The following is a 26,962-nucleotide window of genomic DNA, read 5'->3' as shown; positions in this document are numbered from 1 at the left end:
TCAGCCCTGGGTCCGCTCGGGAGCGGAGGCCCGGGCGGCGGGCTCGGACTCGACGAGCGACTTGAGGTTGGAGGCGGCGGCGGTGGTGGGCGCGGGCGCCATGCGGTGCAGCAGCGCGGCCATGGCCAGGTTCTGCGCGTCGCTGGTGAGGCCCGGCTTGGAGAGGATGTCCTTCAAGTCGGCGGACAGGTCCTTCTGGCCGTTGAGGTAGCCGGCGAAGGCCTGCTTGAGCGTCTCGCTCTGATCGAGCGCGCCGTCCACGGCCTGGCCCACGGAGATGGCCTTGATGAAGCGCTCGAAGAACTGACCGTCACCACCGACGATGTTGATCTTCGCGTGGCCCATCGTCTCGGCGAGCACCTTGGCCTGGTGCTCGGCGATGTCCCTGCGCACGTGGATGGAGGCGAGCTCCACGTCGCGCTCCTTCTGCAGGCGCAGGCGGAACTCCTCGTGCTCGCGCGTGGCGCCCTGGAGCAGCTTCATGGACTCGGCCTTCTCGGCGAGACCGCGCGCCTCGGCGAGCAGCTTCTCCTCGATGGACTTCGCCTCGGCGAGCAGCTTCTCGCGGATGGCGATGGCCTCGGCCTCGCCGCGCTTCTGGATGGCATGGGCCTCGGCCTCGCCGATGCTCGCGCGCGCCAGTCCCTTCTCCTTCTCACCCGCCGCCTCGGCGATGAGCTTCTCGCGGGCGATGTTCGCCTCGGCCAGGCCCTGCTTCTCGATGACGGACGCCTTCACCAGACCCTGCTTCTCGATGACGGCGGTCTCGGCCTCCTGCACGCGCACCGCGGCCAGGCCCTGCTTCTCCTGGGCGAGCGCGTCGGCTTCCTTCACCCGGGCGGCGGCGAGCCCCAGCGCGGCCTCCTCGGCCTGGATGCCCTCGGACAGGCGCATCTTCGCCTTGGCCGTCATGTCGGAGGCCTGCAGCTCGGCCTCGGCCAGGGTGAGCTTCTCCTTGGCGGTGAACTTGGACACCTCGTTGCTGGCCTCGGCGGCCTTGATGTCCTTGACGAGCTTCTCCTGGGCCTGGGCCTCGGCGGTGATGAGCAGCGCGTCCTTCTTGCGCGTGGCCTCGGCCTTCACGCGCAGGTCCTTGATGCGCTCCTCCTCCTCGGCGACCGTCTTCTCCACGGCGATGCGCGCGCGCACCACGTCGGCGATGGCCTTCTTCTCGCCCTCGAGCTGCTTCTCCTTGCCGATGCGCGACAGCTCCACCTCGCGCTCGCGGTTGATGGCCTCCAGGGCGCGGTCCTTCTCCACGCGCTCGGCCTCCACGCCCACCACGCGCTCGCGGTTCTTCTGGGCCACCTCGACCTGGCGCATCTTGTTCTGATCGTTGATCTGGACTTCTTCCTCGGCCTTGATGCGCGCGAGCTGCTGCTTGGCGTACTCCTCGCTCTTCACGCGCTCGGCCTCGGCCGTCTCGCGCGCCTGGATGGACTCGATCTCGCGCTTCTGCTTGGCGGCGGCCTCGGTGCGCTGGCGCTCCAGGGCGAAGATGGCCTCGTCGGCCTCCACGTTGCGCTTGGTGATGGCCATGCGCTCGCTCTGGCGGAACTCGTTGGTGTGCACGTTCTGCACGCTGGTGAGCTCGGTGATCTTCCGGATGCCCTGGGCGTCGAGGATGTTGTGCTTGTCGAGCATGTCCACGGGCGTCTGCTCGAGGAAGTCGATGGCGCAGTCCTCGAGCATGTAGCCGCTCAAGTCGCGGCCGATGACCTGGACGACCTGATCCTTGATGGCGTCACGGTGCGTGTAGAGCTCCTCGAAGTCGAAGCTCTTGCCCACCGTCTTGAGGGCCTCGGAGAACTTGGCCTCGAAGAGGTGCTCGAGCGTGTTCTCGTCACTGGCGCGCGCGCAGCCGATGGACTGGGCCACCTTGAGCACGTCCTCGCGCGTCTTGTTCACCCGGACGAAGAAGGTGACCTTGATGTCCGCGCGGATGTTGTCCTTGCAGATGAGGCCCTCCTTGCCCCGGCGGTCGATCTCCACCGTCTTCAGGGAGATGTCCATCACCTCGGCCCGGTTGATGATGGGCCACACGATGGAACCGGTGAAGGTGACGACGGGCTCGCCCTTGAATGGGTTGATGATGAGCGCGCGGCCCTGGTCCACCTGCCGGTAGAACCTGGAGACGACGAACGCGGAGCAGAAGAGGAAGAAGAGTCCTCCCGCGATTCCGGAGGCGACGATTGGCAATTCCATGTCGGTGCTTTTCCCGAACGAAGTAGACCGGGGGTGCTTGTGGAAGACGCGGCCGGTTCCCCCTGAAACGACTCCGGCGCGGTACGAAGAAAGAGAAGAAGAAAGAAACAGGCGAACTAGCGGGTGCGGACCTTGTCCCGGGCCATGGCCGAGGCGGTGAGCGGATCCTTCAGGTGCTCGATTTCCTGGGGCAGCAGCCAGTCCACGGGCTCCACCTCGTAGGCGTCCCGGATGGCGTCGTAGGCGAGGATGAGCGCCTTCTCCCCGCGCTTGAGCTCGTTGGCCTTGTCACACACGATGTTGAGGATGAGGCCGGCCCCGCCATCCTCAACGGTGGCGTGACCGAAGCGGCCATCCACCCGGCCACTGGCGACGACGCACACCCGGCCCATCAGATCCGCGCGGCGCGGGGCCTGCTGCACGGCGAAGAGCGGACGCAGGGGCCGCACGGCGAGGCCCGCGAGCACCGCCCCCACCCCGAGGCACAGCGTGGCCAGTCCCCCGGTGACGAGCGCCCCTGGAAGCGCGCCGAGCAGCGCCTGGAGCGGACGGCCCACGGCCAGCGACAGCAGCCAGGAGAGGAAGACGACGAAGCTCACCGACACCGTGGTCGGCACCCCACCGAACCCGAGCACATCCAGGAAGGAGCCATGGGCGTGTCCCTCCAGGGCCGCCTTGGCTCCGCCCTCGATCGCTCCCTTGGCGCCTCCCTCGAGGGCGCCGCCCATATGCCCGTCCAACACGTCGATGCCCACGGCGCCCACGATGACGGTCAGCCAGTAGCCGACCACCACGCCCAGGGGGATGGTGAACAGGACGGTGGGGAAGGCCAGGATGGCGGCCAGGAAGTCGGTCATCTCATCCAGCGAGAAAGAGGTGGCGGGAGTTTATTCCAGGACATCGAGCCCACGAACACCCCCCCGGTCGATTTTCCGCCTGCCCGCCCGCCTCCCGAGGGAGAGAGGGATGCATTGACGCGACGCTCTCGGCTGCGCAGCCATAGAGGAGGCCGCGTGCACGGCACGTGACCGGGGAGCCGTGACGCGGACATGACGCACATCGAGCGATTGCAGCAGGTGGGAATCCACCGGGTGGGTACGCCCCAGCGGGGGTTCCACTACCGGACGACGGCCGGCAAGCGGGTGCCCGCGAAGGAAGTCGAGCGCATCGAGGCGCTGAAGTTGCCTCCGGCGTGGACGGACGTGCTCATCAGCCCCTCGGGGACGGCGCGGCTGCAGGCCATGGGCAAGGACAGCGCGGGCCGGTGGCAGTACCGCTACCACGAGTCCTTCACCCGGCGGCAGGAGGCGCGCAAGTTCGAGCGCATCGTGGACTTCGCCCGGGCGCTGCCGAAGCTGCGGCGGCGCGTGTCACAGGACCTGCGCAAGCGGGGACTGGGGCGGGATCGGGTGATGGCGTGCCTGTTGCGGATATTGGGCACGTGCTTCATCCGGCCCGGCAGCCAGCAGTACGCCGAGGAGAACCGCAGCTACGGGCTGGCCACGCTGCGCGCCCGGCACGTGAAGCTCAAGGGCGACACGGTCATCTTCGACTTCCCGGGCAAGAGCGGCCAGCACCAGCACCGCGAGCTGAAGGATCGCCAGGTGGCGCGGGTGGTGCGCGAGTGCATGAAGGTGCCGGGGAGGGATCTCTTCAAGTTCGTGCTGGACGACGGCCTGGTGGTGGACGTACGCCGACGCCACATCAACGAGTACATCCGCGAGGTGATGGGCGAGCGCTACAGCGCGAAGGACTTCCGCACCTGGGCGGGCACGCTCATCTGCGCCTGCGCGCTGGCGCGGGCCAAGGAACGGGTGGCCCGGGATGCGGGCGCACGGGGAGTGAAGAAGTCCATGGTGGCGGCGGTGAAGGAGGCCTCCGAGCACCTGGGCAATACCCCGGCGGTGGCCCGCGCCTCGTACATCTACCCCTCGGTGCTGGCGATGTTCGAGAAGGGGCACGTGGTGGAGCGCTACTTCGAGTCGGTGGAGGAACTGGCCCAGCACGACAAGCCCGGGCTGCACGGGGCGGAAAAAGCGCTCCTGGAGATGTTGGGGGGCTGCCAGCGGCCCGCCGTGTAGACTGGGCCCATGGACGACACTCCCTCGGTGCTCGATGTGGAGCAGATCTCGCGCTTGCGCGAGCTGGGACAGGAAGACGCGGGTGAGATGTTACGGGGGATGTTCCAACGCTACCTCGAGAGCATTCCGCCTCAGCTCACGCGCATGCGCGAGGCGCTCGCCGCGGGCAACACGGCGGTGCTGGTGAGCGAGGCGCATGGGCTCGCGGGCAGCAGCGCCGTGTACGCCCTGCCCCGGCTGCGGCACTGCTGCCTGGCGTTGGAGACTCACGCCCGGGAGCAGCGGCTGGACGAGGCCGGCGCCCTGCTGGACGCGGTACAACGGGCCTTCGAGGAGGCCGCTCCGCTCGTGATGGCCGAGCTGTCCGCCCCCTGAAGGGCGTCACCCGCCGCCGGTCCGGTTGTTCGTCGGACAGGTCGCGGCGGATGACGGACCCTGGCGGACGCGTTGCCGCGTCCACCCCACCTCATCTCCGCCAGGCGGAGTCCGTGCCGCTGGCGGGAGTGCTGCGCCGCTCCTCGGCGCCGGGGTAGTCGGTGATGTCCCCACCGAAGCGCTGGTCCACCTTGATGGTCGAGGGGATGGCGACGGCGCGCGCCGCGACCTTGCCGCTCAGGATCGTCTCCGTCGACTCTCGATCCTCTCTCTCGTAGCCGCGAATCGCATACGAACGATCCTCGCCGATACGGAAGCCGAAGGTGTCCTTGAACTCCTTCTTCGCCGTACTTTCCTTGCTCAGCGGCGTCTCCATGTTCACGAGGTTCTTCGCATCCTGGCGCGGCACGTACACGCGCACGAGCTGGCCGCCCTTCGCACTGCCAGTCTCATCATCCGCCGTGTACCCCGCGGCGACCTGCGGATTGTCGGCGACATAGAGCCCGCTCCAGTCCTTGCCCATCCTGGCATGCAGCCCGTTGTTCACGGCATCCATCGCCTTGTGCTTGGGCGCGCCCTTGAAGCCAACGAAGACATAGCCATTGTCGCGCAGCCGCTTATCCGCATCGCGCAACTGGTCCTCCGAGAAGTTCTTGAAATTCCCGTCGTACGCCTGCCCGAGGATGTCGGCACCCGTCGGCGCCTGACGAGGAGAGGGCGAACGGCTATAGATCCCGCGGGCCTGGAGCGTCGGCGGGGAACCTCTGACATTGGGGGCCGACACATAGTGATTCGGGCTCGAAGACCCATGGCGGGAGTACGCGTCCGCGGGCGGCGGGGCCGCATGGGGTGCGGGCTGCGCGTACTGGACCGGCTGCGCGTACTGGACCGGCTGCGCGTACTGGACCTGTTGGGGATGGCCGCCGTATGGGGCAGGCTGGGCCTGATGCTGGTGACTGCCGGAAGGGGCGTGGTGAACCGGGTACCCGTTGTAGTTCCTGGGAGGAATTCCGTTAGGCATGGCTGTTGAACTCCAAGTCTGTCTTCGAGACTCCGGGAAGAGCCAAAGACCCACAGCGGCAACGTGGATGAGGCTATACGGTAAATGAAGCTTTCCACGTTTTCAATGGGATTTGATTTTTCCTATTTAGTGAAACCAAGAACCCGGGCAGCGGCTCGGGTTCTCTCACACCTTGAGACTCAGGCCGCCTCGTCGGTGGACGGTTCATCCTCGCCCTCACCCACCATCACCCAGGGCGGGAAGGGATCCTCGAACTGGCTCCAGGCCGATGGGCCCAGGGCGAGTTCGTCGTCGGTGAGCAGGCACTCCTCGAGAGCACCGCGCAGCAGCATCTGGTCCACCTGGCGGGTGATGAAGACCAGCTCCTGGCGCCGGTCGCCCCAGGGCTCCCGCAGGTGCTGCTCGAGTTCGGCGCGCACCTCGGGCTCCTCGGGCCACTCCTCCCGGGGCACGGCGTCCCACCACAGCCCCGCGGGCTCGAAGGAACAGGCCCCACCCGCCTGGGCCCACACGCCCGTCACCTCCATGCGCGTGGCCAGCCAGAAGAAGCCCTTGGAGCGCAGCAGGCCCGTCCAGCTCCCGTGGATGAACTCCCACAGCCTCCCGGGGTGGAAGGGACGGTGGGCGCGGAAGACGAAGCTCTCGATTCCATATGCCTCGGTCTCGGGCACGGCCTCGCCGCGCAGCGTCCGCAGCCAGCCGGGGGCGCGCTGGGCCTTCTCCAGGTCGAAGAGCCCCGTCTCCAGGACGTCGGATAGCGCGACCCGGCCCTGGCTGGCACGCACGAGCCGCGCCCCCGGATTGAGCTGGCGGAGGATGGACTCCAGCTCCCCCACCTGCTCGGGCGTCACCCGGTCCGTCTTGTTGAGCACCAGCACGTCCGCGAACTCCACCTGCTCCACCAGCAGGTCCACCACCGTGCGCTCGTCCTCCTCGCCCGCGGCGAGCCCCCGTGCCCGCAGCTCCTCGGTGTCTTCCCAGTCCTTCAGGAAGTTGAAGGCGTCCACCACCGTCACCAGGGTATCCAGCCGGGCCACGTCCCCCAGGCAGCGGCCCTGCTCGTCCGCGAAGGTGAACGTCTCCGCCACCGGCATGGGCTCGGAGATGCCGGTGGACTCGATGAGCAGGTGATCGAAGCGGCCCTCGCGCGCGAGCCGGCCCACCTCCACCAGCAGATCCTCGCGCAGCGTGCAGCAGATGCAGCCGTTGCTCATCTCCACCAGCTTCTCGTCCACGCGCGACAGCGAGGCCCCGCCCTTCACCAGCCGGGCGTCGATGTTCACCTCGCTCATGTCATTGACGATGACGGCGACCCGGCGGCCTTCCCGGTTGTTGAGGACATGGTTGAGCAGCGTCGTCTTCCCCGCGCCCAGGAAGCCCGAGAGCACGGTGACGGGCAGGCGTCCGTCCCTCATGGCCTGCCCTCCCGGGAGTGAAAGTCGTCCTTCTTCTTCTCCCGCTTCTCCTGGGGAAAACGCTCGTCCTGCGTCGTCGTGCCGGTTGCCGTGGGCATGGTGGCGCTTTCTTATCGCCACCTCGTTTCTCTTGCAACTCAGTTGCGTTTTCTGGGGGGGGGGACGGAGCCCGCCAGGAGCACGGGAGCCGTGACGGCCCGGACAGGAGGCAGCGTGCGCCCGACCGCCGAGGGTCCGGCGGACCTTCAAATACAGACAGTCCTCATTGGGCTGGCGCCCGGAGCCGCGCGACGGAGCACCTCGCCGGGGCAGTCAAAGCCACCGGACGCGAGCATCTCATCATCGCGGGCGCCGTCACCGGGCCGTTCGTCGGCCAGGTCAAGGCGCGGAGCGCTTGCGCGGGGCACGCGCGGGCCTCGCCTTCTGGGCGAGGACCGCCTCGAACGCGGCCTGGAGTTCGGTGAGGACCGAGCGCTGGGGCACGGGCGCGCCGAGATGCATCGCCCGGAGCTCCGCCATGAAGGCCTCCCACAGGGCCGGGCCGCCCTGCTCCAGCAGTCGAGCGCGGATCGACAGCTCCTCGGAGACGGGCGTATGCCGGACGCCCCAGGCGCCCATCTGCACGAGCAGCGGGACGAGCTGAATGGCGGGCTCGGTGAGGCTGTAGATCGATTTCTGCCGGTGCGTGGGATCGTCACGCTTGGACAGCAGGCCGGCTTCGAGCAGGCGCTTGAGGCGGTCCGCCAGGATGTTGGAGGCGATGCCTTCCTCGGATTGGTTCAGCAGCTCGCGATAGTGGCGCCGATTGCCGAACATGACGTCACGAATGACGATCAGGCTCCAGCGATCACCGAGCATTTCCAGTGTCAGGTTGATTGGACAGCCCGAGCGTGGTGCGCCTTCCATCGATTGAACTCCCGCGACTGCTTGCAAAATAGGAGCGGACTGGCTACAACGCAACCGGTTGCGAAATGCAAGCAGTCTGCCCGCCCTGTCCGAGGAGCCCGCGATGACCCTGAAGCTCTACGCGCACCCGTTCTCGTCGTACTGCCAGAAGGTGTTGATCGCGCTCTACGAGAACGCCCTGCCCTTCGAGCTGCTCAGGGTCGACAACCCCGAGGTGATGGCCGAGCTCTCGGCGCGCTGGCCGCTCAAGCGCTTCCCCGTGCTGGTGGACGAGGGCCACACGGTGGTGGAGTCGAGCATCATCATCGAGCACCTGCAGTTGCACCACCCGGGACCGGTCCGGTTGATTCCCGAGGACGCGCGCGAGGCCCTGCACGTGCGGACGATGGACCGCTTCTTCGACAACTACGTGTCGACGCCGCAGGGGAGGATCGTCTTCAACCAGATCCGGCCCGAGGCGGATCGCGACCCTTACGGGGTGGCGGAGGCGCGGGCGATGCTCGAGGCGGCGTATGCATGGCTCGACGGAGTGATGGCGAATCGCGAATGGGCGGCGGGCACGCGCTTCAGCCTCGCGGACTGCTCCGCCGCGCCCGCCCTGTTCTACGCGGACTGGACGCATGCGATCGACGCGCGGTTCGCCAACGTCCGGGCGTATCGCCAGCGGCTGCTGGCGCGGCCGTCATACGCGCGCGCCGTGGATGAAGCGCGGCCGTATCGTTCCTTCTTTCCGCTCGGCGCGCCGGATCGCGACTGAGCGCCTCGGGCGGAGCCGCGGGAGCTATGCCCTCTTCGGCGCTTTCTGGGCGGGTTGCCGCGTCGCCTTCAATGACAGGTTCGTCTGCCTCACCTTGACGAGAAGCGAGAGGAGCATCTCGGCTTCTTGGTCCGTCAGATCCGCCATCGAGTGATTGAGGTTGTCGCGGGCGATCACCAGGCCCTTCGTCGCCACGAGGCGTCCTTTCTTCGTCAGCTTGAGCGTGTAGGCCCTGCGGTCCCACACGTCGCGCTCCCTCGTGACGAATCCGAGTGCCTCCAGCTTGTCGAGCAGACGCGTCATCGCACCGGAGTCATAGTCGATCTTGGAACAGAGGATGGACGCGGACGCGGGCTCGGGCTCGGTGTCGCACTGCAGAATCGCCACGAGCACACGCCACTGCGCGAAGCTCACCGAGAGCGCATCCTTGAGACGCGCGTCCAGGTCATCGTTGATGAGCTTGGCCAGTTCGTTGAGCAGATAGCCGACGCTCCGCTCGATGCTGTAGTTCTTCTCGTTGTAGTACGGCATCTGGGTTCCTCTCTGGTGACGGCTCACTCGAGCTGAAGTCCGCAGTCGCTGCACGCGCCCTGGACCAGCGGGGCGGCCGTGCCGCACGCGGGGCACGGCGGCTCGCCGTCCTCCGGTATCTCCCGGGGGGACTGGCTCTCGGGAAGCAGCCCCTCTCGCTGGAGGCTGTCCATCCATCGTTGCTGGAGCAGGCCGGCGACCCGGGACACGTCCTCGGGGCGCACGAGCACCTGGAACTTCGGGGAACAACTCGGCTTGCCACACGCCTCGCGGTGGACAAGGGCCGGCACGCCCTCGGCCAGGCAGGCATCCACCAGCTTCCGGGCGTCCGCGAGCTGCATCTCCGCGCACGGCACCACTTCCGCGTCCGCCAGGGCCTTCTCTGCTTGGTGAGGAGTCATCGGCCGCAGTGAAGCGCAGCCAGCGGCACCCGTCCATGCTCTCTCGCATGTCCACCCCGAATGCCACAGCAGTGTCCGCCATGCCGGTGAGCAGGCCTGCTTCCAGCAACCTCGGGCCTCACCAGGGAAGTCCCTGGGCGGAGTGGACTCGCGGAGTCAGGTTCCCCGGGCGCACGGCGGAGAAGGAACCTCACAGTTGGCGTCCCCGGGAGCCGTGCCGAGATTGGGCTCCAGGAATGCTTCACGCGACTCACACAGGACGGGAACGAGCCATGGACGCCATCGAACTGTTGACGCAGCAGCACCGGGAGGTCGAGGAACTGTTCGAGAAGTTCGAGAAGGCCGGTGAGGGCAAGGAGGAGTTGCTGAGGGAGCTGTTCGTGCGCATCGCGGACAACCTCGCGGCGCACGCCATCATCGAGGAGAAGCTCTTCTATCCCAACGTCTACGTGGGACCCACGGCGGACCAGCTCCAGGAGGCGGTGGAGGAGCATCTGTCGGTCAAGCGCGTCATCGCGGATCTGCTCGACATGGAGCCTTCCGACGCGCAGTTCAAGGCGAAGGTGAAGGTGCTCAAGGATCTGGTCGAGCATCACGTCGAGGAAGAGGAGAAGGAGCTCTTCAAGAGCGTGAAGAAGCTGCTGACCAAGGAGGAGCTGAGCGTCATGGGCGAGCAGCTCGAGGTCATGTTCTCCGAGCTCATCCAGACCGAGCCGCGCATGCAGGTCCCCCGCGAGATCGACGAGGCGGCTCCGCTGACCTGAGACTGCGGGTCCGTCGTCACACCGGGGCCACTCTCCTGGAGTCGGCCCCGGTGGACGACATGAATCGTGACAGCACCCGCCCCCCCTGTCCTGGCGGCCACGGGCCGGCCGCGCACCCTCGGTGACGCGCGCGAGGAGTTCATCGCGCGAAGCGCAGGATGAAGGCCTCGAGGAACACGGAGGGCGTGTCCAGATCGGCTGACGGCTCGCGGATGAATCCGCGGCGCTGGTACATGCGCGCCACGCCCTGCGCGCCCCGGCGCACGTGCAGGCAGATGGCTGAGACGCGCCAGTCCTCGCGGGCCACGCGCTCGGCCTCTTCCAGCAGGGGAGTCGACAGACCCTGGCCGTGGAATTCCACGCTGGTGGCCAGGTGCCGCAGGTCCGCCGCGTCCGGCAGCCATGCCTCCGACCCTGGTGCCCCCGGTGGCCACAGCGCCACCGTACCCACCACCCGGCCATCCACTTCGGCCACCAGCACCTTCGCCACCGCTCGCTTGCCCGCCACGTCCCGGAGCGCGCGCTTGCGCTCCTCCGTGTAGACCACCTCCGGTAGCTTCTTCGCGTACTGGTTGAGGAAGGCCTCCACCAACAGCTCGCCCACGACCGCGTCGTCCTCGAGCCGGGCCTCGCGAATGACCACTCGCTTCAGCAGATCCATGCGGCGGCCTCTATCATGCGCGGGGAGGTCAGCGCCGCTTTCCTTCGCGGCCCGCTCCTCCGCAACCACTTCCTCGCCGCGCGGCAGCAGCGCGGCCCTGGCCTTCCCCGCCCACCCGCGAGGACCCTCGATGACCTCGCAGTCCAGCTCTCCGACCCTGTGCTGGAGGTCGACTGGGTACCAATGTAATGCGTCCAACGCCTCGGCCCGCGCACGTGCCGCGAGGGGGCCCCACCGCTCGGATTCCCGAGGAGGCCGAGATACTCCCCACCGAAGGTCGCTCACTCGCGAATGAAGGAAGCTTCCGCCCATGCATCTGAACGAATACACGGAGTACGACGGACTGGGACTGGCGCAACTCGTGCGCCGCAAGGAAGTCACACCCGGTGAACTCGTCCGGACAGCACTCGCGGCCATCGAGCGCGTGAACCCGAGAATCAACGCCGTCATCGGTACACTGGAAGAGGAGGCTCGGGCCACGCTGGAGCAAGGCGTGCCGGAAGGTCCCTTCACCGGGGTGCCCTTCCTCATCAAGGATGCCGTCCTCCACGCGGCCAACATCCCCTGCGAGCTGGGGAGCCGGCTGGCCGTGGGCGCGGTCATGCCGCACGACTCCGAGCTGATGGCCCGCTACCGCGAGGCGGGCCTCGTCCCCATTGGGAGGACCAACACGCCCGAGATGGCCTTCAACGTCACCACCGAGCCGCTCCTCCGGGGGCCCACCCGCAACCCGTGGAATCCGGAGCACAGCGTGGGTGGTTCGAGCGGGGGCGCGGCGGCGGCCGTCCTGGCGGGCATCGTCCCGCTCGCGCACGCCAATGATGGCGGCGGCTCCATCCGCATCCCGGCCTCGTTCTGCGGCTTGTTCGGCCTCAAGCCGACGCGGGGCCGCACCCCTATCGGACCCGACGCGGCGGACGGGTTGAACGGGCTCGGAATCGAGCACGTCGTCTCCCGCTCGGTGCGCGACAGCGCGGCCATGCTGGACGCCACGCTGGGCCCGGATGTGGGCGAGCCGTACCAGATCCAGGCCCCCGAGCGGCCCTATCTTTCGGAGCTGGAGCGCCCACCGGGCACCCTCCGCATCGCCTTCTCCCGGACGCTCGCGGCCGGCGTGCCCGTCAGCCCCGAGTGCATCGCCGCGGTGGAGAACGCGGCGATGCTCTGCCTGGAGCTGGGGCACGAGGTCGTCGAGGCCTCGCCCCAGTACGATCCCGCGAAGCTCGACGAGGCCAATGTGGCGATCTGGAGCTCCAACCTCGCGGTCTGGGTGGAGGGGCTGGCCGCCGCGACGGGACGCTCGCCGGAGGAGACCCTGGAGGCGACCGTCTGGGCGACGGCGCGGCACGGCCGGGCCCTGAAGGCGACGGAGCTGCAACGCGCGCTCCTGGAGTTGAACCAGATCTCGCGCTCGGTGGGTCGCTTCTTCACCCGCCATGACGTGCTGCTGACCCCGACGGTGGCCGTGCCCCCCTTCAAGCTGGGCGTGATGGACGCCAACGCCCGGATGACGGCCGAGGAGTGGGTGAAGCGGATCTTCACGGCGTGCCCGTTCACCGCGCTGTTCAACGCCACCGGCCAGCCGGCCATGTCGGTGCCGCTGTACTGGAGCGCGGGCCTGCCGATCGGAGTCCAGTTCGCTGGCCGTTGGGGTGATGAGGCCACGCTGTTCCGTCTGGCGGCGCAGCTCGAACGCGCCCGCCCGTGGGCCAGTCGCCGGCCGTTGATCCACGCCGCCGCGTAATCACGACTCCTCCGCACCTGCTTGGTCGATCGCTTCGGACCACGTTAAAAGCCGGAGCCGCCACACGCGTGAGCGGACCGGCATCTCCCAGCCCGGTACGGTGGCAGGAGCGACGCATGCGTTACGTCCTCGAGAAGGTCGAACTCGTCACCCTGGAGGTTCCGTTCCTTCTCCTGGAGGATCCGGCGGCCCGGGAGGCCTTCATGGACATGCAGCGAGTCCGCGCCGCTGCTTATGGGGCGGACTTCGGCGAACGCTACATGCCTTTCGACGCGAGCGACTTCGTTGCCCGCCATCATCTCTTCTATGTCCATACGGAGTCGGGGCGAGAGCCGGTGGCGGCCTTCAAGCAGGTCGCGCTCGCCACGTGCGATGCCTATGGGCTCGAGCTGCCCGCGCCGCGCATCTTCGGGGGCCGGAGCCCGGAGCACCTGGAGGCGCTTTCCGAACTCATCCTCCAGCACCGCCGCTCGGGCCGTAACCTCCTCTACGGGGGGAGCTGGGGAGTGCGCAAGGAGTACCGCCGCAACCGCAAGCTCTTCGCCCAGTTGAGTGAGCTGGTGGCCGCGCTCATCGCGGACGATGTCCTGCGAGCAGCCCCCGCCACCGCGGTTGGCGTCGGCATGGAGCCCAAAACGATGCGCTTCTGGGAGCGCATGGGCTATGTGCCCCTGCTCTATCGTGGTCAGCCGCTTCCCAAGGTGGCGCACCCGGGCGAGCCCGGGGAGGAGATCGTTCTCATCTCTCTCACCGAGCCCTCGCCCTGGGCGCTGGAATGTCGGGAACGCCAGCGCCAGGTGCTCGAGGAGCGCCGCTCCTTTCCACCGCGGGCCCCCAGCGCCGGCGCGGAAGGTGTCAAAGAACCCGTTTCGGCGCCGCCTCCCCTACGAGTCGTCTGACACCTTGCTAGACACCTTGCTACCGCGCGAGCGCGATGCCCTGCCTCACCTGCACCACGTTCGCCAGCTTCTCACCCGACCCGCTGGCGCCGTCGCTCAACGTGGGGTTGTCCGTGATGTAGAGAGAAGCGATCTTCGACCGGTCGAACAGCATGCAGCAGGTCGACCCGCCGAACGCGAAGTGGCCGATCTCCTCTCCTCGCTGCACCGAGTCACCTTCCTGGACCGTCGCCAGGCACGAGGACACCTCCGTCAGCCCCACGAAGATCATGGCGATCTTCCCGATGGCCGGATTTTCGGGCTCGATGTAGACGATCGTCCGGGTGTTGACGTGGCTCAGGAAGGGGAACGATGCCGCGTAATCCTGGTTCGGGGCCGGCTGCGCGAAGAAGTATCCCGGGACCGTCCGCACCTTGCTGATCTTGCCCGTCACGGGCGAGTGCCACCGATGGTAGTTGAAGGGCATCAGGACGATTTGCACCGCCAACCCGTCGACGAAGGACTGCAGCAGGGGGCTGTTGGCGTCCTCGGCGAGAAGGTCCGCGAGGTAGTACTGCTCGCCCTTGATCTCGAATGCGGCCTCGCGCTGCACCTGCTTGGAGATCATCCAGACCTGCCCGTCCACGGGGCTGATCACCACCTTCCCCGAGGGATCGGGCGCCAGGGGGCGGCTGGCGTCGAAGTCCTTGAATTGGCGAATGAAGAACTCGTTCCAGGACTTGAATCCGCCGTGCGGCTGGGCGGGGTCGTAGACGTACTCGTTCAGGCTCAGGTACTGGCTGGCTTCCGCGCTGAGCCAGTTCCCGTAGGAGTCGTTCAGGTAGGCGAGAGAGGCGGGCGTCTCCAGGTTGGTGTGATACGCCTTCAGGATCTCGGCGAAATAGGGCCGGACCGCCTCGTTGGTGAAGAAGGCCCAGCCGTAGCTGTTCTCCATGAAGGGCTGCAGGACCGTGTAGAACGGCAGTGCGGCCATGAAGTTCGAATCGTACCGCGGAAGGCTGTTGAGCGCGTTGTCGAGCTGTTGGAAGAAATCCGCCGGCGTCTTGATGTTGATCGGGTTCTTCTGGTTGGCCTCGTCCAGCATGCTCCCGATGTAGATGCGGAGGAACTCGTTCTCCGGGCGTTTCACGTAATTGGCCAGCGCCTGCACGGAGGGAGCGAGCCCTTCGTAACGCTTGCGCGGGCGCTCCGCGAATAGCCGGTTTGACTCCACGGCTCTCAACGCCGACTGGGCGGGTGATACCTTGGAGAGGAGTTCGAAGTAAGAGACTCGTTTCATGGAAAAGCACCTTTGATGAGAAGAGATGGGGATGGGTGTCTGTTTTAGCACTGTGTCACGCTTCACGCGGAGAGAAAATACACCCTGCTGGCTTCACAGTGGGTGTAGCGTTCCGTGGGGGGGCCCGCTGGGGGCTGGCATGTGCCCAACGACGTTGCCGGGCCCCTCCTGAATGGCAGCACCGTGCGCGATGGGCCATACTTCGCCGCCTGCCCGAGAGCCCATGCGTCCCCGGTCGTCCCTCATCCCCCTCCTGCTCGCACTGGCCGCTGCACTGCGCCCCTGCGACGCCGCGGCCACGTCCCTCGACCCCTACGCCTACACCCAGCACCTGGTCAACGAAGGCGCGCCCGCCGACATCTGGACACTGGAGCAGGCCCCCACGGGATACCTCTGGCTCGGCACCGGCATGGGCCTTTATCGATTCGATGGTGTCCGCTTCGACCGCTATCCGCTGCGCGAGGGGCAGCGGCTGCCCTCCTCCAACATCAACGCGCTGAAGGTGCTGCCCAATGGCGACATCTGGCTGGGTTTCTTCGCCGGAGGCGCGGCGAGACTGCGTGATGGCCGCGCCACCGTCTTCGGCCCCCGCGAGGGGATGCCGACTGGCCGTGTGCTGAGGTTCGCCGGCACCCCGGACGGTGTGCTCTGGGCCGCCGCCGCGAGCGGATTGGCCAGGTACGAGGCGGGGCAATGGCGTGCCGTGGGCCAGGAATGGGGCTACGACGACGGCTCCGCGGATTATGTCTACGTCGATCGGCGCGGCGTGCTCTGGGTCTGCACGTCACGCCGGCTGGTCTTCCTCCGTCCGGGGGAGCGGCGGTTCCATGACACGGGAGAAACGATCTCCCGAGATGCCGTGCTCGCGGAGGACTCCGACGGCCGGTTGTGGCTGAGCGAGGATCTCCAAGGGACGCGGCCCCTGCCGGATCATGCCCGGTCCGTCCCGCCGGGCACCGCTCCCGCGGTGTCAGCGGCTCCGCCGACGTCCGACGCTTCTTCGTCATCTTCCACGGCGGGCGCGCCAGCCTTCGCACGGGCCAAGCAGATGCTGTTCGCCCGCGACGGCAGCCTCTGGATCACCGTCTGGGGTGCCGGCATCTGGCGACTGCCCTCCCCGGCCAGCATTCCGACCGGGCGCGGCCTGAGCCCCTCGGACCCGCTGGAGAAGTTCGAGCAGCCCGATGGACTGGCCTCTCCGGTGGTGGTGCCGGTGATCGAGGACACCGAGGGCACCGTGTGGGTGGGCACGAACGCCGGGCTGGCGGGCTTCCAGAAGAAGCGCTTGCAGGACATCCCCGAACTGGCGTCAGCGTCTCAAGGGGGCTTCACGCTCGCGGTTCTGGATACCCGGGTGATGGCGGGCAACCGGCGGACCACGCTGGTGCTGGACCCTCCCGCCCCACCTCGCGCCTACGTCGGTCCGGTGCCGAGTCGCGCGGCCATCTACGCCGCCGATGGCGCGCTGTGGTGGTTCAACGGACGGGAGGTGTTTCGGCACGTAGGCGACACGACGCGGAAGTTCGCACTCCCCGACGGCACCGTTGATTCGCATGTGGTGGCCTTCATCCCCAACGGCGAGGACGGCATGTGGCTGTCCATCGTCGGCCGTGGGATCTTCGTCGCCACACCCGAGGGCCTCCACCCCGAAAGGCGGTTTGGCTACAGCCCCGCCCCCAACGCCATGGCGCTCGGTCCCGGCAACGTGGTCTGGCTGGCGTTCGAGGACGAAGTGGTCCGGTGGTCCGGCGGCCACTCGACCCGGTACGGTGCGGGCGATGGGCTGGCGATCGGCCGCGCCACCACGATCCACGCGACCGACAAGAACCTGTTGGTCGCCGGCGAAAGCGGGGTCGCGCGTTTCGACGGCCAGCGCTTCGCGACGATTCTGGAAAGCCAGGACACCGCCTTCGGTCTCATCACCGGCATCGTCGAGTCGCTGGACGGGGACCTGTGGATGAACGGCGGGCGGGGCGTGGTCCAGGTGAAGGCTGGCGACATCGAAAGCATGTTCTCGCGGCCCGGTGGTGCGCTGAACTACCGCCTGCTCGACTGGCGCGACGGACTGCCCGGCATCGCCCTGCAGGCGGGCTCGGTCCCCACGGCGGTGCGGGATCAACGCGGTCGATTGTGGTTCGCGACCAACCGCGGCGTCGCGTGGCTGGACCCCACCGCGTTGCTCAGGAACGAGCGCCCCCCCCGGACCGAGATCCAAAGCGTGCGGGCCGGCGACCGGACCTATCTCGCCGGGGACGACCTGCGTCTGCCGGAAGGAACCCACAGCGTGACGCTGCGCTACACCGCGGTCACGCTCGCGGCGGCGGACCGGGCACGCTTCCGCTATCGGTTGGAGGGCGTGGACGGCCAGTGGCACGACGGCGGCTCGCTGCGCGAGGCGACCTACGCCAATCTCACCCACGGCCGCTATCGTTTCCGCGTGGTCTCCTCCAACAGTGACGACGTGTGGGACGAAACCGGCGCCACGCTGGACTTCACCATCGAGCCCACCCTGGTCCAGACGAAGGCGTTCGCCGTGGCCTGCGTGGTGGCGCTGTTGGCCCTCGTCTGGGTCGCGTACCGGATGAGGGCCCGCGCCATCGAAAAACAGGTCCAGTTGCGACTGGAGGAGCGCCACCGCGAACGGGAGCGGATTGCCCGGGAACTGCACGACACGCTGCTCCAGGGCGTGCAAGGCCTGGTGCTTCAGTTCGACAGCGTGGCCAGGCGCATCGTCGACCCTGAACTCAATGAAAACATGGAGCGAGCGATCGTGAAGGCCGAGGGCCTGATCACCGCCGCGCGCGACCGGGTCTCCGATCTGCGCGCGACCGACGGGCCGCTGGGCACGGCGCTCGATTGTGCGGCGCGGGAAGTGGCGGACGGAAAGCTGCTCGTCCACGTCTCCGTCACCGGCGACGAAAGACCACTGCGCGCCGCCGCCCGCGACGAGCTGATCATGCTCGCCCGGGAGGCGGTGGCCAACGCGGTACGCCACGCGAAGGCCCGCTCCATCGCCGTGTCGGTGACCTATGACGAGCACCGGTTGAGCTTGTACGTGAAGGATGACGGCATGGGCCTGGACCCCATCTACGCCAACCACCACGGCAAGCCGGGCCGCTACGGCATCAAGGGCATGTTCGAGCGTGCCAGGCGCCTGGGTGGAGCACTGCGGATATTCAGTGCGCCGGAGGGGGGCACGGAAGTGGAAGTGCGGATCCACGCGGCATCCGCCTACGCGGACACTCCATCCAGCCGTTCCTCCAGTCTGTTGCAGCGGTGGATGAAACGGCTCAAGGCCGCCAGGTCTGGCGGAGAATAAGCAAGGAGGGACAGCCTGTTGCTCCGTTGAGCGGTGACGGACTGCAAGAGGAGGGAACCGGTGCTGAACGAAACCAAGACAACAGCTTCGCAAGACGCGGGCCGCTGGCTTCTGGGCTCATTCATGACAGGGGCCGGCACGGGCCACCTCACCTTCTCGCGGGAGCCTTTTCAGGCGCAGGTGCCCGACTGGGTGCCCATGGACAAGGACACCGTGGTCCTGCTCTCGGGCGTAGTCGAGATCGGACTCGGGTTGTCCTTGATTCTCGGTACACGGCACAAGGTCCCCATGGGACTGGGTCTGGCGGCATTCTATGCGCTGATTTTTCCAGGCAATCTGCACCAGTACGCCAAGCGCATTTCCGCGTTCGGTCTCGATACGGACACCAAACGGTTTCTACGGCTGTTCTTCCAACCCGTGCTGATGGGGTGGGCGCTGTGGTCCACCGGTGCCTGGAAGGCATTGCGACCAAGGTAATCAGGCCGCTCCCAGGCGGGCAGCGGGCAGGCAGGTCAGCGACTGCCGGTCGGCAAGCAGCACCGGCCGATGTAGCGGACATGGCTCGTGAGCCTCACGAGCGCGGGCCCCATTTCGCTTCGTGCTGGACGTGTTGCCTACCACCTATGCAGGCGTGGACCTCGCGCGGGGACGCGCTGACTCCGCCTTGCCCATGAGCCACTGCAGCCCCGCGAGATGCTGTTGGTCGTGGCTGCAGAGATAGTGAATCAGCCCACGCACCGTCACCGGGCCATAGCCCTCGAACGTTCCCGCGCGGGCAAGTTGCTCGTCGCTCAATGGCCTGAGCATCTCCACCGTCGCCCGGCGCGCCGCGCGGAACGCGGCGAACACGGCCGAGGGTTCCGCGGCGGCATAGTCGCGCTCCTTGACCAGAGCATAGGTATCCAGCGAGGCCAGCACCGGCCCGGTCTCGTTCAACAACCGGCCGAAGCGCACGTGATAGCCCTCGAGTTCGATGTCGCGCACGTGGCAGATCTGCTCCAGGGCCGTCAGGTTCTCGCTAGGACAACCCTCCCAGGAATCGGGTACCCAGCGCGTCAGTTCGCGCGGAAACGCGTGATAGAATTGTTCCAGCCGCGAGGGAAAATCCGTCAATGCGGAGAGTGTCGTGGCGATCATGGTCGTCCTGAATCCAGTGTGAAGCTGCCGCGCAGCAGCCCATCCCCATCCCATCGATCCTCGGGACGGTGCGCGGAGAGCCGTGACGCGAACAGGGAGCCCGCATGACTCAACCATGACACCCGGGCGGAAATAAAAATGATTTGCTTCCGCTCCCATGCCCCTTCCGCGCGCTGTCCTCTCCGGTCTCCTGTTGGTGGCACTCGCGTCCGTGAGCTGCATGCGTGGCGCCACGACTCCACCCGCCCCCGAGGACACGGCCTCGCTCGCGCCCCAGCCGCCTCGGCCCGTCCCGGAACCCCATCCCGTTCCAGAACCCGAGCCCCTCCCCACCGACATCCCTCCGCTCCCGGTGCCCGCGAATGTCCCCGCGTCCTTCGCCGAGGCGGGCCTCATCGCGCCCACCACCGCCCCGGGTCTCCCCGACACGGGGGAGGTGGACATCGCGGCGCTGCGTGATGCCGTCGCCGACCCGAAGCCCATTCCCGAGGAGTTGGTCCGGCGGTGGGAGGAGCGGGACCGGACGCGCGAGGGTCGCGTCGAGGGCGGCGTGGTGGGGGGCGTCATCGGAGGCGTGGTGGGGGGCGTGCTGGGAGGCGTGGCGGGACCCGAGCGAGAGGAAGCACCATTGATGCCCGCTCCTGCTTCCGAGTGGGAGACGGCCGAGGAAGCCGCGAAGCAGGAGGAGCCCTCCGGACAGACGAAGCCCGGCGAGCCCCGGGCGCCCCGGCCGTTGCTGCCCAAGGTGGAGTCCGCCCCCCGCCTGGCCAAGGTGCTGGTGCAGGACGAGCAGGGCCACTACCAGCCACTGAAGGCCCGCGCGGTGCGCGTGGTGACGTACATCCAGGGCGCTCGCGCACGCACGGTCGTGGACTACCTCTTCGAGAACGACACCTCCCGCTCCCTGGAGGGTACCTTCTATTACCCGCTGCCGGGTGGGGCGACGGTGGCGGGCTTCGCGCTGTACTCGGGTGCGGTGGCGGTGGACTCGCCCTCGCTCTTCCAGTCGGCGGAGCTGTTGCCCCCGCTGGGGGACTCGGGCAGGGCGGAGGCGTTGGTGGCCGCGGCCCCGCCGAGCCCCGGGGACGCGAAGCACTCGTGGGGCCAGCCACAGGAAGCGCGGGTCGTCGAGCACAAGCGCGCTCGCGAGGTGTACGAGGACGTGGTGCGGCACAACGTGGACCCGGCGCTGCTCGAGTGGGCGGGAGCCTCCACCTTCAGTGCTCGCGTCTTCCCCCTGCCTCCGAAGTCCCTCAAGCGCGTGGTGCTCGCCTACGAGCAGACGCTCCTCTTCGATGGTCAACACCTGCGCTACACGTGGCCCCTACCGCCCGACGCGGGCCGCTCGCTCCAGGTGTCGGCGCGCATCCACGTGGACCCGAGGCACGCCCGCGCGATGACGGTCCTGCCCGCCGCGGGGAGCCCGCGGGACCTGGGACCCTGGCGCGTATGGGATTGGCCGCGATTGACGGGGGATGGGGCGCTGCAGGTGGCCCTCGTGCCCTTGCGCCCGGACGCGGACGTGCTGGTGGGCTCGGATCCCGCGGGACTGCCCGGGCAGTCCTTCTTCGCGCGGGTGCGGATGCCCTCGAGCTTCATCGCGGGAGAGGGGGCGGCGCCCACCGGGCGGGCGGTGCTGGTGGTGGACACCTCGCTCTCGGCGGAGGACGGCAACGCGTGGGCCCTGCAGGGCGCCCTGCTGCGCGCGCTGCTGGAGCGGGACGACAGTCTCACCGAGTACGCGGTGCTGCTCTTCGATGTGCGGCCGCGCTGGCTGCATGGCCCTGGCTTCCGGCGCAACACGCCCGAGGCACGCCGGGAGACCCTGGGCGAGCTGGAGAGGGTCTTCCTCGAGGGCGCTTCGCATGTGGATGGGATGCTGGGCGAGTTGGACCGGGCGAGCCGCGACTGGCTGAAGCCGGCGGCGGGCGGCGGCCGGATGACGGCCTTCCTGCTCTCGGACGGCAACGTCACCTGGGGACGCGGACAGGTGGACGCGCTCATCTCGCACCACCCCGCCTCGGACACCTTGCGGTGGGTGAGCTACCGCTTTGGCGAGTCGGCGGTGAACACGGACCTCTTCGACGCGCTGGCCCGGGCGAGCGGCGGCCGGGTGGTGAGCGTGCTCTCCGGCTCGGAGGTGCCGGCGGCGGCGCGTGCGCACCGGGCGCCCTCGGCGGTGCTGGCACGGGTGGAGGTACGCGGCGCGGAGGTGAAGGATCTGGTGGTGGCGGGTCGGCCCCACCTCGTCTTCCCGGGACAGGAGTTGCTGGTGGCCGGACGGCTGATGGACGAGGGCACCGCGGAGCTGGCGGTGGTGGTGCGCTCGGACGGCCAGGAGCGGACGATGCGGGTGCCGCTGCCACGCGACCGGGACAGTGCCTTCGCTCCGCGGGCCTGGGCGGAGGGCTGGGTGGCCCGGCTGGTGGCGCTGGAGGACCCGCGGGTGGACCGGACGGTGGTGGCGCTCAGTCAGCACTACCGGCTGGCCAATGCGCGTGCCTCCATGCTGGTGCTGGAGTCGGAGGAAGACTACGTGCGCTACGCGGTACGTGACGAGCAGGTGGACCTCTCCGGGCTGGAGGAGCTGCGGCGGCGCGAGCAGGACCAGGAGCGCGAACGGTTGGAGGGGTTGGCGCTGGACGGAGTGCCGGACTCGGGCCGCGAGGTGCTGCGGGTGCTGGGCGCGAAGCAGGCGGAGTTCGGCTCGCGGCTGAAGGCCCAACCCCTGCGGGACGAGCCCTACGCGGGAGGCGAGGAGCGGCTCCAGGCGGAGCTGGAGTACCGGCGGGCGCGGCGAGAGAACAAGGACGATGTGATGGTGTACGAGGCGGTGGCTCGCGAGCGGGCCTTCGCGGGAGACACGTGGGGCGCGGTGCGGGCCCTCTCGTCACCCGTGGAGCTGCGGCCGAAGGACCCCGAGGCACTGCGGATGGTGGGCTATGGGCTGCTGGCGCTCGGCCAATACACGGCCGCCACGGAGCTCTTCGAGCTCGTGCGGCTCAACCGCCCCTTCGAGCCGCAATCCTACCTGGAAGAGGCCCTGGCCCTGGACGCGGCGGGACGGCCCGCGGAGGCGGCACGCGACTGGGAGATCATCCTGGCTCGAGACTGGGCCCGGCATGAGGAGGAGACCCGGACGGTGGCGGCGTACCACTATGCCCGGATGCTGATGGCGCTGGCGAAGCAGGCCCGGCTCTCGGGGGCGGAGGTGGAAACACTGGAGGCCCGACGGCGCGAGCTGGCGAAGCTCGTGGGGCCGGGGCCCATCGACTACCAGCTCACCCTGCACTGGAACTCGGACTCGACGGACATCGACCTGTGGGTGGTGGAGCCGAGCGGCGAGCGGTGCTCCTACCGGCGGATGCGAACGCGGCTGGGTGGACAGCTGCACTGGGACATCACGAATGGCCTGGGGCCCGAGCTGTACCACGCACGCAAGGCCACCCGCGGCTCGTACCAGGTGGCGGTGCATTACTTCGGCAACAACTCGGCACGCTACGTGGTCCCCACGGCGCTCCTGCTGGTGACGGACCGGGGCGTCTTCTCCCGCGATGATGGGTACCAGCGGCAGTTCCAGCTGCGCATCCTGCCGAAGGCCGAAGCCGCGCTGCTGCTGCGCGGCGAGGAGGTGGTGCCGGGAAAGCGGGCGGCGAAGGCCAGGGAATGAGGGGCGCGCTCGTGAACGACGTCCCCTGCCCTCCTATCGTGCACGTCCACCCGCGTGGGGCGCGAGCACTCCGTACAGGGTGGCCATCACCGGCGTGGGCACTCCGGCCGCCCGGCCCCGGCGCACCACCGAGCCCATCAGGGCCTCGACCTCCAGCCGCTTGCCCTGCTCCAGGTCCACCAGCAGCGACGCGCGCATCTGCGGAGGCAGGCCCTGCAACTCGCGGACGAGTGACTCGGGATTGCGGGGAACGGTCACCCCCTCGGTGGCGGCCACCCGGATGATCTCCGACGCCGCCGCCGTATAGGTGTCGAGCGCGGGCGGATACGTCCGCAGCAGGCCGATGGGCAGGCGGGTGGAGCCGGTGAGTCCGGCGAAGGGCGCCAGGAAGACGAGCTTGTCCCAGAGCGCTACGCGCGCGTCCGGCACCGCGTCCGTGTGGATGCCAGCACCGGCGAGCGTGTCGCGCAGGGTGCTCACGCGTGGGGAGATGCGCGGGGTGTCCCCGAAGAACTCACCGAACGTGATGCGATGGTGCATCCCGGTCTGGGTGAGGACTCCGGGCGCGGTGATGGCCACGGAGATGTAGGCCGAGCCGCCGAGCACCGCCTCCCGGCCCACGGCGGAGGCCACCTCGTCGGGACTGTCCACGCCGTTCTGAAGGGTGAGCACCACCGCCTTGTCCCCGCCCGCCAGCAGCGTCTTCACCGTGGGGAGGGCCCCGGCGATGTCGTAGGTCTTCACCGCCAACATCACCACGTCCACCGGGCCCACCCGCGCCGGGTCCGACTCCGCTCGCACCGGGACGCGCACGTCTCCGGCCGGGCCACGGATCTCCAGCCCCCTCTGTCTCAGCGCCTCCAGGTGCTCACCCCTCGCGAGGAAGGTGACCTCCTGGCCCGCCTGGACCAACTTCGCGCCGAAGTAACCGCCGACGGCCCCGGAACCCACGATGGCGAATCGCATGGGCGCGGAGCATAGTGCTCACGCCGCCTTGCTGTACTCGCGAGGCGTGGTGCGGGCTCGCAAGGTGCGGCGCTGTCCCTTGCGCAACACCTCCAGGCGGACCTCCGGCCCGGTGGCGAGCGCCAGCAGGCGCTGGACGTCGTCCACGTTCGTGATGGGCCACTCGTTGATGCCCAGCAACAGATCATCCGCCTCGAGCCCCGCGTCGGCCGCGGGCGTGCCCTGCCCCACCTTCATGACGCGCACCGCGCGAAGCTGCCCCGCCTCCTGGGCACTCCGGGCCGACAGGGTGATGGCCGTGGCGGCGATGCCGAGGAAGCGCCGTTCCACCTTGCCGCGTTGGATGAGCAGGCTGGCCACCCAGGCCGCCGTGGTGGCGCTCACCGCGAAGCCGATGCCCTGCGCGTATGGCAGCACCAGCGTGTTGAGGCCCACCACCTGTCCGTGCATGTTGAGCAACGGTCCTCCCGAGTTGCCCGGGTTGATGGCCGCGTCCGTCTGCAACAGGCCCTCGAGGATCACCCCGTCCGGCAGGGGCAGCGTGCGGTTGATGGCGCTCACCACGCCCATCGACACCGACTGCTCCAGGCGGAAGGGGTTGCCGATGGCCATCACCACCTGCCCCACGCGCACGTCGTGGGGATCCGCCAGCGGCAGCGTGGGGAACTTCGCGCCGTCCTCGGCGCGCACCACCGCCAGGTCCGTGGGAGCGTCCGCGCCCACGAGCTCGGCGCGCACCTCGCTGCCGTCGTGCAGCTCCAGCGTGAGCCGGCCCTGGCTGCGCACCACGTGCCGGTTGGTGAGGACGTAGCCGTCCGGTGTCAGGAAGAGGCCCGTGCCGTGGCCCCGCGCGTGCTGCACCGCCACCACCGCGGGCATCGCCTTGGCCACGAGCGACTCGAGCTCGTCGGAGAACTGTTGGAGGAACTTCATGGCGTCACTCTCCCTTCACGAACGCTTACCAATCGAGACGGGCACCTCGCGCACCTCGCCCGCGCGCAGCACCCTCGCCTGGACCTGGGTGCCCACCTTCTCGTCGCCGAGGTAGCCGAGCAGCTCCTCGAGGCTCTGCAACGGCTGGCCTCCGAGGCTCACCAGCACGTCCCCCATCATCAGCCCGGCCTTGTCGGCGGGGCCTCCGGGCTCGATGGAGAGGAAGATGAGCCCGCTCTCTCCACCCGCGCGCTCCCAGAGGCCCTGGGGCAGTCGCACGGGGTGCGCGCCCACGCCGAGGTAGCCCCGGCGGATGCCTCCGTGCTGCCTCAACGCCTGGGCGACCCGGCCGAGCGTCTCTCCGGGGATGACGACCGCCGCCGTGCGCGACAGGGCCGCCGTCGGCATGCCGAGGAAGCGCCCCCGGGTGTCCACCAGCGCCCCCCCGGAGAAGCCGGGAGGCAGGTCCGCGTCCGTCTCCAGGTAGCGGTCGATGCGGCCTCCCGCGTAGGTGCGCCAGCTCTCGCCCACCGCGCTGACGATGCCCAGCGTCGCGCGCGCGGTGCGGCCGGGACGGCCCAGGGCGAGCACCAGGTGACCCACCTTCAGGCCCTCGAGCGGCGCGGGCGCCAGCGGCGTGAGTCCGGAGGCGTCCGCCTTGAGCAGGGCGAGATCCGTGGACGGATCCCTCCCGACGAGCTCGGCCGGGACGGTGCGGCCATCGGCGAGGCCCACGGTGATGGAGCCCTCCTGCTCGATGGCATGGTGGGTGGTGAGGATGTGTCCCTCCGCGTCCCAGACGATGCCGGTGGCACCGTGGCGGCGACGGGCCTCGACCCGGACGAGGCCGGGGGCGATGCGCTCGATGATGGAGGCGAGGGACTCGGAGAAGGCGCTGAGATCGGCGGACATGGAGGAATTCCTTTCGCTCTAAAGCTAAAGGCCTGGCCCGCGCGGCACATCGGCGAGACGGATGGGCCTCGACCTACCCGAATGGGTAGTCCTCCCTGTCCATCCGGTCAGATCGTCACGAGCCCCAGGCGCGCCGCCCGGACGACGGCCTCCGTTCGCCGCTGTACGCCGAGCTTGGCGAGCACCGCGTTCACATGGAACTTCGCGGTGTGCTCGCTGATGTCGAGCCGTTCGGCGATGGCCTTGTTGGACAAGCCCTCGGCGAGCAGCGTGAGCACCTCGCGCTCCCGGGGTGTCAGGCCCTCGGGCGTCGAGGTGGGCGCCGAGGCGCGCGGTGTGGCGCGCAGCGCGGTGAGGGCCGGATCGAACACGGTGAGTCCTCGCGCCACGGCTCGCAGCGCGGCGAGCAACGGGGCGGGAGCCACGTCCCGGAAGAGCAACCCCCGGGCCCCCGCGGAGAGCGCGCCTTCTCCCGCGGCCTCATCGGGCACGAGCGCGAGCACGGGCGCCCCCAGCTCCGGGGCATCGAGCTGCCCTCCGGACCCGGCCGGGTGCAGGCCCACGTCCCACAGCACGACGTCGGGGGCGGCCTCGGGACTCGAGGACTCCACCTCCGCCAGGGTACCGGACGCCGTGAGCACGACGTCACTCCCCTGCTCCGAGAGGGCCCGGGAGAGCGCACCCCGAGCGAGCGGGTCCTCGGCGACCAGGGTGAGACGGACAGGGGTGGCGTCGGAGTCCCGCACGGTCCTCCTGCCTAACGGGCACCCGTGCGTTTCGCCCGGCCTGGTCCACGGCGTGGCTCCAGTTGCCTGGTCGACAAAACGGTGACACGAGACAACAAGGGAACTCCCTCGAAATGGGGATACCGGGGCGAGCGCTTATCCGTTAGCTTGGTTTCAGTTCCTGGCCGTGACGCGGGGCATGCCCCGACCACGACAGGAACCCGGCCACCCGTCCGTCCTCACTTCCCCCGAGTTCAATGA

At 68.7% G+C, this 26,962-nt stretch carries 23 protein-coding genes; 9 read left to right on the top strand and 14 right to left on the bottom strand.

Annotated features, from left to right (window positions below; translation table 11 throughout):
* Both D187_RS42255 and D187_RS42250 read right to left on the bottom strand, forming a co-directional pair.
* Nucleotides 1–2,205, bottom strand: a complete 2,205-nt coding sequence (locus D187_RS42255) for a flotillin family protein (RefSeq protein WP_002620653.1) — start codon at nt 2,203–2,205, stop codon at nt 1–3.
* Nucleotides 2,206–2,321: 116 nt separating this feature from the next.
* Complete coding sequence (locus tag D187_RS42250) at nt 2,322–3,062, bottom strand: hypothetical protein (RefSeq protein WP_002620651.1); 741 nt, start codon at nt 3,060–3,062, stop codon at nt 2,322–2,324.
* A gap of 192 nt (nt 3,063–3,254) precedes the next feature.
* Here D187_RS42250 and D187_RS42245 point away from each other — a divergent pair, with 192 nt between their 5' ends.
* Together D187_RS42245 and D187_RS42240 are read left to right on the top strand one after the other, a co-directional pair.
* On the top strand, nt 3,255–4,286 hold the full coding sequence (locus D187_RS42245) for a DNA topoisomerase IB (protein WP_002620649.1): 1,032 nt from the start codon (nt 3,255–3,257) through the stop codon (nt 4,284–4,286).
* 9 nt (nt 4,287–4,295) lie between these two features.
* On the top strand, nt 4,296–4,661 hold the full coding sequence (locus D187_RS42240; RefSeq protein ID WP_002620647.1) for an Hpt domain-containing protein: 366 nt from the start codon (nt 4,296–4,298) through the stop codon (nt 4,659–4,661).
* Between the two features lie 91 nt (nt 4,662–4,752).
* Here D187_RS42240 and D187_RS56585 read toward each other — a convergent pair whose 3' ends face one another.
* From D187_RS56585 to D187_RS42225, 3 genes are all read right to left on the bottom strand, one after another.
* The gene (locus D187_RS56585; RefSeq protein WP_002620646.1) at nt 4,753–5,295 is read right to left on the bottom strand and encodes a poly(ADP-ribose) polymerase family protein; all 543 of its coding nucleotides are present in this window, start codon (nt 5,293–5,295) and stop codon (nt 4,753–4,755) included.
* A gap of 566 nt (nt 5,296–5,861) precedes the next feature.
* A complete protein-coding gene (gene zigA / locus D187_RS42230; RefSeq protein WP_043434258.1) occupies nt 5,862–7,097 on the bottom strand; it encodes a zinc metallochaperone GTPase ZigA in 1,236 nt (411 codons plus the stop codon).
* A 378-nt stretch (nt 7,098–7,475) separates the two neighbouring features.
* Nucleotides 7,476–8,003: a winged helix-turn-helix transcriptional regulator gene (locus D187_RS42225; RefSeq protein WP_020918657.1), complete on the bottom strand. Its 528-nt coding sequence runs from the start codon at nt 8,001–8,003 to the stop codon at nt 7,476–7,478.
* A 103-nt stretch (nt 8,004–8,106) separates the two neighbouring features.
* Here D187_RS42225 and D187_RS42220 point away from each other — a divergent pair, with 103 nt between their 5' ends.
* Nucleotides 8,107–8,760: a glutathione S-transferase family protein gene (locus D187_RS42220; RefSeq protein ID WP_002620643.1), complete on the top strand. Its 654-nt coding sequence runs from the start codon at nt 8,107–8,109 to the stop codon at nt 8,758–8,760.
* Between the two features lie 24 nt (nt 8,761–8,784).
* On the opposite strand, the gene D187_RS42215 is transcribed toward D187_RS42220, so the two are convergent.
* A complete protein-coding gene (locus tag D187_RS42215) occupies nt 8,785–9,291 on the bottom strand; it encodes a MarR family winged helix-turn-helix transcriptional regulator (protein ID WP_002620642.1) in 507 nt (168 codons plus the stop codon).
* A gap of 23 nt (nt 9,292–9,314) precedes the next feature.
* Nucleotides 9,315–9,692, bottom strand: coding sequence for a hypothetical protein (locus D187_RS42210; protein ID WP_002620641.1), 378 nt, complete (start codon nt 9,690–9,692; stop codon nt 9,315–9,317).
* A gap of 272 nt (nt 9,693–9,964) precedes the next feature.
* Here D187_RS42210 and D187_RS42205 point away from each other — a divergent pair, with 272 nt between their 5' ends.
* Nucleotides 9,965–10,456: a hemerythrin domain-containing protein gene (locus tag D187_RS42205; RefSeq protein ID WP_002620640.1), complete on the top strand. Its 492-nt coding sequence runs from the start codon at nt 9,965–9,967 to the stop codon at nt 10,454–10,456.
* 139 nt (nt 10,457–10,595) lie between these two features.
* Here D187_RS42205 and D187_RS42200 read toward each other — a convergent pair whose 3' ends face one another.
* Nucleotides 10,596–11,117: a GNAT family N-acetyltransferase gene (locus D187_RS42200; RefSeq protein WP_002620639.1), complete on the bottom strand. Its 522-nt coding sequence runs from the start codon at nt 11,115–11,117 to the stop codon at nt 10,596–10,598.
* A 310-nt stretch (nt 11,118–11,427) separates the two neighbouring features.
* On the opposite strand from D187_RS42200, the gene D187_RS42195 reads away from it, so the two are divergent.
* Both D187_RS42195 and D187_RS42190 read left to right on the top strand, forming a co-directional pair.
* The gene (locus D187_RS42195) at nt 11,428–12,861 is read left to right on the top strand and encodes an amidase (protein WP_002620637.1); all 1,434 of its coding nucleotides are present in this window, start codon (nt 11,428–11,430) and stop codon (nt 12,859–12,861) included.
* A gap of 116 nt (nt 12,862–12,977) precedes the next feature.
* Nucleotides 12,978–13,760: a hypothetical protein gene (locus D187_RS42190; protein ID WP_002620636.1), complete on the top strand. Its 783-nt coding sequence runs from the start codon at nt 12,978–12,980 to the stop codon at nt 13,758–13,760.
* A gap of 19 nt (nt 13,761–13,779) precedes the next feature.
* Here the strand turns inward: D187_RS42190 and D187_RS42185 are convergent, their stop codons facing one another.
* Nucleotides 13,780–15,039, bottom strand: coding sequence for a phosphatidylserine decarboxylase family protein (locus D187_RS42185; RefSeq protein ID WP_081714071.1), 1,260 nt, complete (start codon nt 15,037–15,039; stop codon nt 13,780–13,782).
* 223 nt (nt 15,040–15,262) lie between these two features.
* Between D187_RS42185 and D187_RS42180 the strand changes: the two genes are divergently transcribed.
* Nucleotides 15,263–18,358, top strand: a complete 3,096-nt coding sequence (locus tag D187_RS42180; protein ID WP_002620634.1) for a sensor histidine kinase — start codon at nt 15,263–15,265, stop codon at nt 18,356–18,358.
* A 60-nt stretch (nt 18,359–18,418) separates the two neighbouring features.
* Nucleotides 18,419–18,835: a DoxX family protein gene (locus D187_RS42175; RefSeq protein WP_002620633.1), complete on the top strand. Its 417-nt coding sequence runs from the start codon at nt 18,419–18,421 to the stop codon at nt 18,833–18,835.
* A 144-nt stretch (nt 18,836–18,979) separates the two neighbouring features.
* Here the strand turns inward: D187_RS42175 and D187_RS42170 are convergent, their stop codons facing one another.
* The gene (locus D187_RS42170) at nt 18,980–19,495 is read right to left on the bottom strand and encodes a DinB family protein (RefSeq protein WP_002620632.1); all 516 of its coding nucleotides are present in this window, start codon (nt 19,493–19,495) and stop codon (nt 18,980–18,982) included.
* A 157-nt stretch (nt 19,496–19,652) separates the two neighbouring features.
* Here D187_RS42170 and D187_RS59015 point away from each other — a divergent pair, with 157 nt between their 5' ends.
* Nucleotides 19,653–23,165 carry a DUF2135 domain-containing protein gene (locus D187_RS59015; protein ID WP_020918655.1) on the top strand — a complete coding sequence of 1,171 codons (3,513 nt, stop codon included), beginning with the start codon at nt 19,653–19,655 and terminating at the stop codon, nt 23,163–23,165.
* Nucleotides 23,166–23,198: 33 nt separating this feature from the next.
* Here the strand turns inward: D187_RS59015 and D187_RS42160 are convergent, their stop codons facing one another.
* The 4 genes from D187_RS42160 to D187_RS42145 form a co-directional block, all read right to left on the bottom strand.
* Nucleotides 23,199–24,131 carry a ketopantoate reductase family protein gene (locus D187_RS42160; protein ID WP_002620630.1) on the bottom strand — a complete coding sequence of 311 codons (933 nt, stop codon included), beginning with the start codon at nt 24,129–24,131 and terminating at the stop codon, nt 23,199–23,201.
* An 18-nt stretch (nt 24,132–24,149) separates the two neighbouring features.
* Nucleotides 24,150–25,064: a S1C family serine protease gene (locus D187_RS42155; RefSeq protein ID WP_002620629.1), complete on the bottom strand. Its 915-nt coding sequence runs from the start codon at nt 25,062–25,064 to the stop codon at nt 24,150–24,152.
* Nucleotides 25,065–25,079: 15 nt separating this feature from the next.
* A complete protein-coding gene (locus D187_RS42150; protein ID WP_002620628.1) occupies nt 25,080–25,976 on the bottom strand; it encodes a S1C family serine protease in 897 nt (298 codons plus the stop codon).
* A 107-nt stretch (nt 25,977–26,083) separates the two neighbouring features.
* Nucleotides 26,084–26,722: a LuxR C-terminal-related transcriptional regulator gene (locus D187_RS42145; RefSeq protein ID WP_002620627.1), complete on the bottom strand. Its 639-nt coding sequence runs from the start codon at nt 26,720–26,722 to the stop codon at nt 26,084–26,086.
* Between the last annotated feature and the right edge of the window lie 240 nt (nt 26,723–26,962).

The organism is Cystobacter fuscus DSM 2262, assembly GCF_000335475.2.
GTDB lineage: Bacteria > Myxococcota > Myxococcia > Myxococcales > Myxococcaceae > Cystobacter > Cystobacter fuscus.
The sequence above is the reverse complement of the archived record's forward strand: the minus strand, read 5'-3'. Positions and strand labels throughout refer to the sequence as shown.

What these genes read in the sequence shown, in the direction of transcription:
- D187_RS42255 (WP_002620653.1), bottom strand. Translation starts at nt 2,205, where the DNA reads ATGGAATTGCCAATCGTCGCCTCCGGAATCGCGGGAGGACTCTTCTTC.
- D187_RS42250 (WP_002620651.1), bottom strand. Translation starts at nt 3,062, where the DNA reads ATGACCGACTTCCTGGCCGCCATCCTGGCCTTCCCCACCGTCCTGTTC.
- D187_RS42245 (WP_002620649.1), top strand. Translation starts at nt 3,255, where the DNA reads ATGACGCACATCGAGCGATTGCAGCAGGTGGGAATCCACCGGGTGGGT.
- D187_RS42240 (WP_002620647.1), top strand. Translation starts at nt 4,296, where the DNA reads ATGGACGACACTCCCTCGGTGCTCGATGTGGAGCAGATCTCGCGCTTG.
- zigA (WP_043434258.1), bottom strand. Translation starts at nt 7,097, where the DNA reads ATGAGGGACGGACGCCTGCCCGTCACCGTGCTCTCGGGCTTCCTGGGC.
- D187_RS42225 (WP_020918657.1), bottom strand. Translation starts at nt 8,003, where the DNA reads ATGGAAGGCGCACCACGCTCGGGCTGTCCAATCAACCTGACACTGGAA.
- D187_RS42220 (WP_002620643.1), top strand. Translation starts at nt 8,107, where the DNA reads ATGACCCTGAAGCTCTACGCGCACCCGTTCTCGTCGTACTGCCAGAAG.
- D187_RS42215 (WP_002620642.1), bottom strand. Translation starts at nt 9,291, where the DNA reads ATGCCGTACTACAACGAGAAGAACTACAGCATCGAGCGGAGCGTCGGC.
- D187_RS42210 (WP_002620641.1), bottom strand. Translation starts at nt 9,692, where the DNA reads ATGACTCCTCACCAAGCAGAGAAGGCCCTGGCGGACGCGGAAGTGGTG.
- D187_RS42205 (WP_002620640.1), top strand. Translation starts at nt 9,965, where the DNA reads ATGGACGCCATCGAACTGTTGACGCAGCAGCACCGGGAGGTCGAGGAA.
- D187_RS42200 (WP_002620639.1), bottom strand. Translation starts at nt 11,117, where the DNA reads ATGGATCTGCTGAAGCGAGTGGTCATTCGCGAGGCCCGGCTCGAGGAC.
- D187_RS42195 (WP_002620637.1), top strand. Translation starts at nt 11,428, where the DNA reads ATGCATCTGAACGAATACACGGAGTACGACGGACTGGGACTGGCGCAA.
- D187_RS42190 (WP_002620636.1), top strand. Translation starts at nt 12,978, where the DNA reads ATGCGTTACGTCCTCGAGAAGGTCGAACTCGTCACCCTGGAGGTTCCG.
- D187_RS42185 (WP_081714071.1), bottom strand. Translation starts at nt 15,039, where the DNA reads ATGAAACGAGTCTCTTACTTCGAACTCCTCTCCAAGGTATCACCCGCC.
- D187_RS42180 (WP_002620634.1), top strand. Translation starts at nt 15,263, where the DNA reads ATGCGTCCCCGGTCGTCCCTCATCCCCCTCCTGCTCGCACTGGCCGCT.
- D187_RS42170 (WP_002620632.1), bottom strand. Translation starts at nt 19,495, where the DNA reads ATGATCGCCACGACACTCTCCGCATTGACGGATTTTCCCTCGCGGCTG.
- D187_RS59015 (WP_020918655.1), top strand. Translation starts at nt 19,653, where the DNA reads ATGCCCCTTCCGCGCGCTGTCCTCTCCGGTCTCCTGTTGGTGGCACTC.
- D187_RS42160 (WP_002620630.1), bottom strand. Translation starts at nt 24,131, where the DNA reads ATGCGATTCGCCATCGTGGGTTCCGGGGCCGTCGGCGGTTACTTCGGC.
- D187_RS42155 (WP_002620629.1), bottom strand. Translation starts at nt 25,064, where the DNA reads ATGAAGTTCCTCCAACAGTTCTCCGACGAGCTCGAGTCGCTCGTGGCC.
- D187_RS42150 (WP_002620628.1), bottom strand. Translation starts at nt 25,976, where the DNA reads ATGTCCGCCGATCTCAGCGCCTTCTCCGAGTCCCTCGCCTCCATCATC.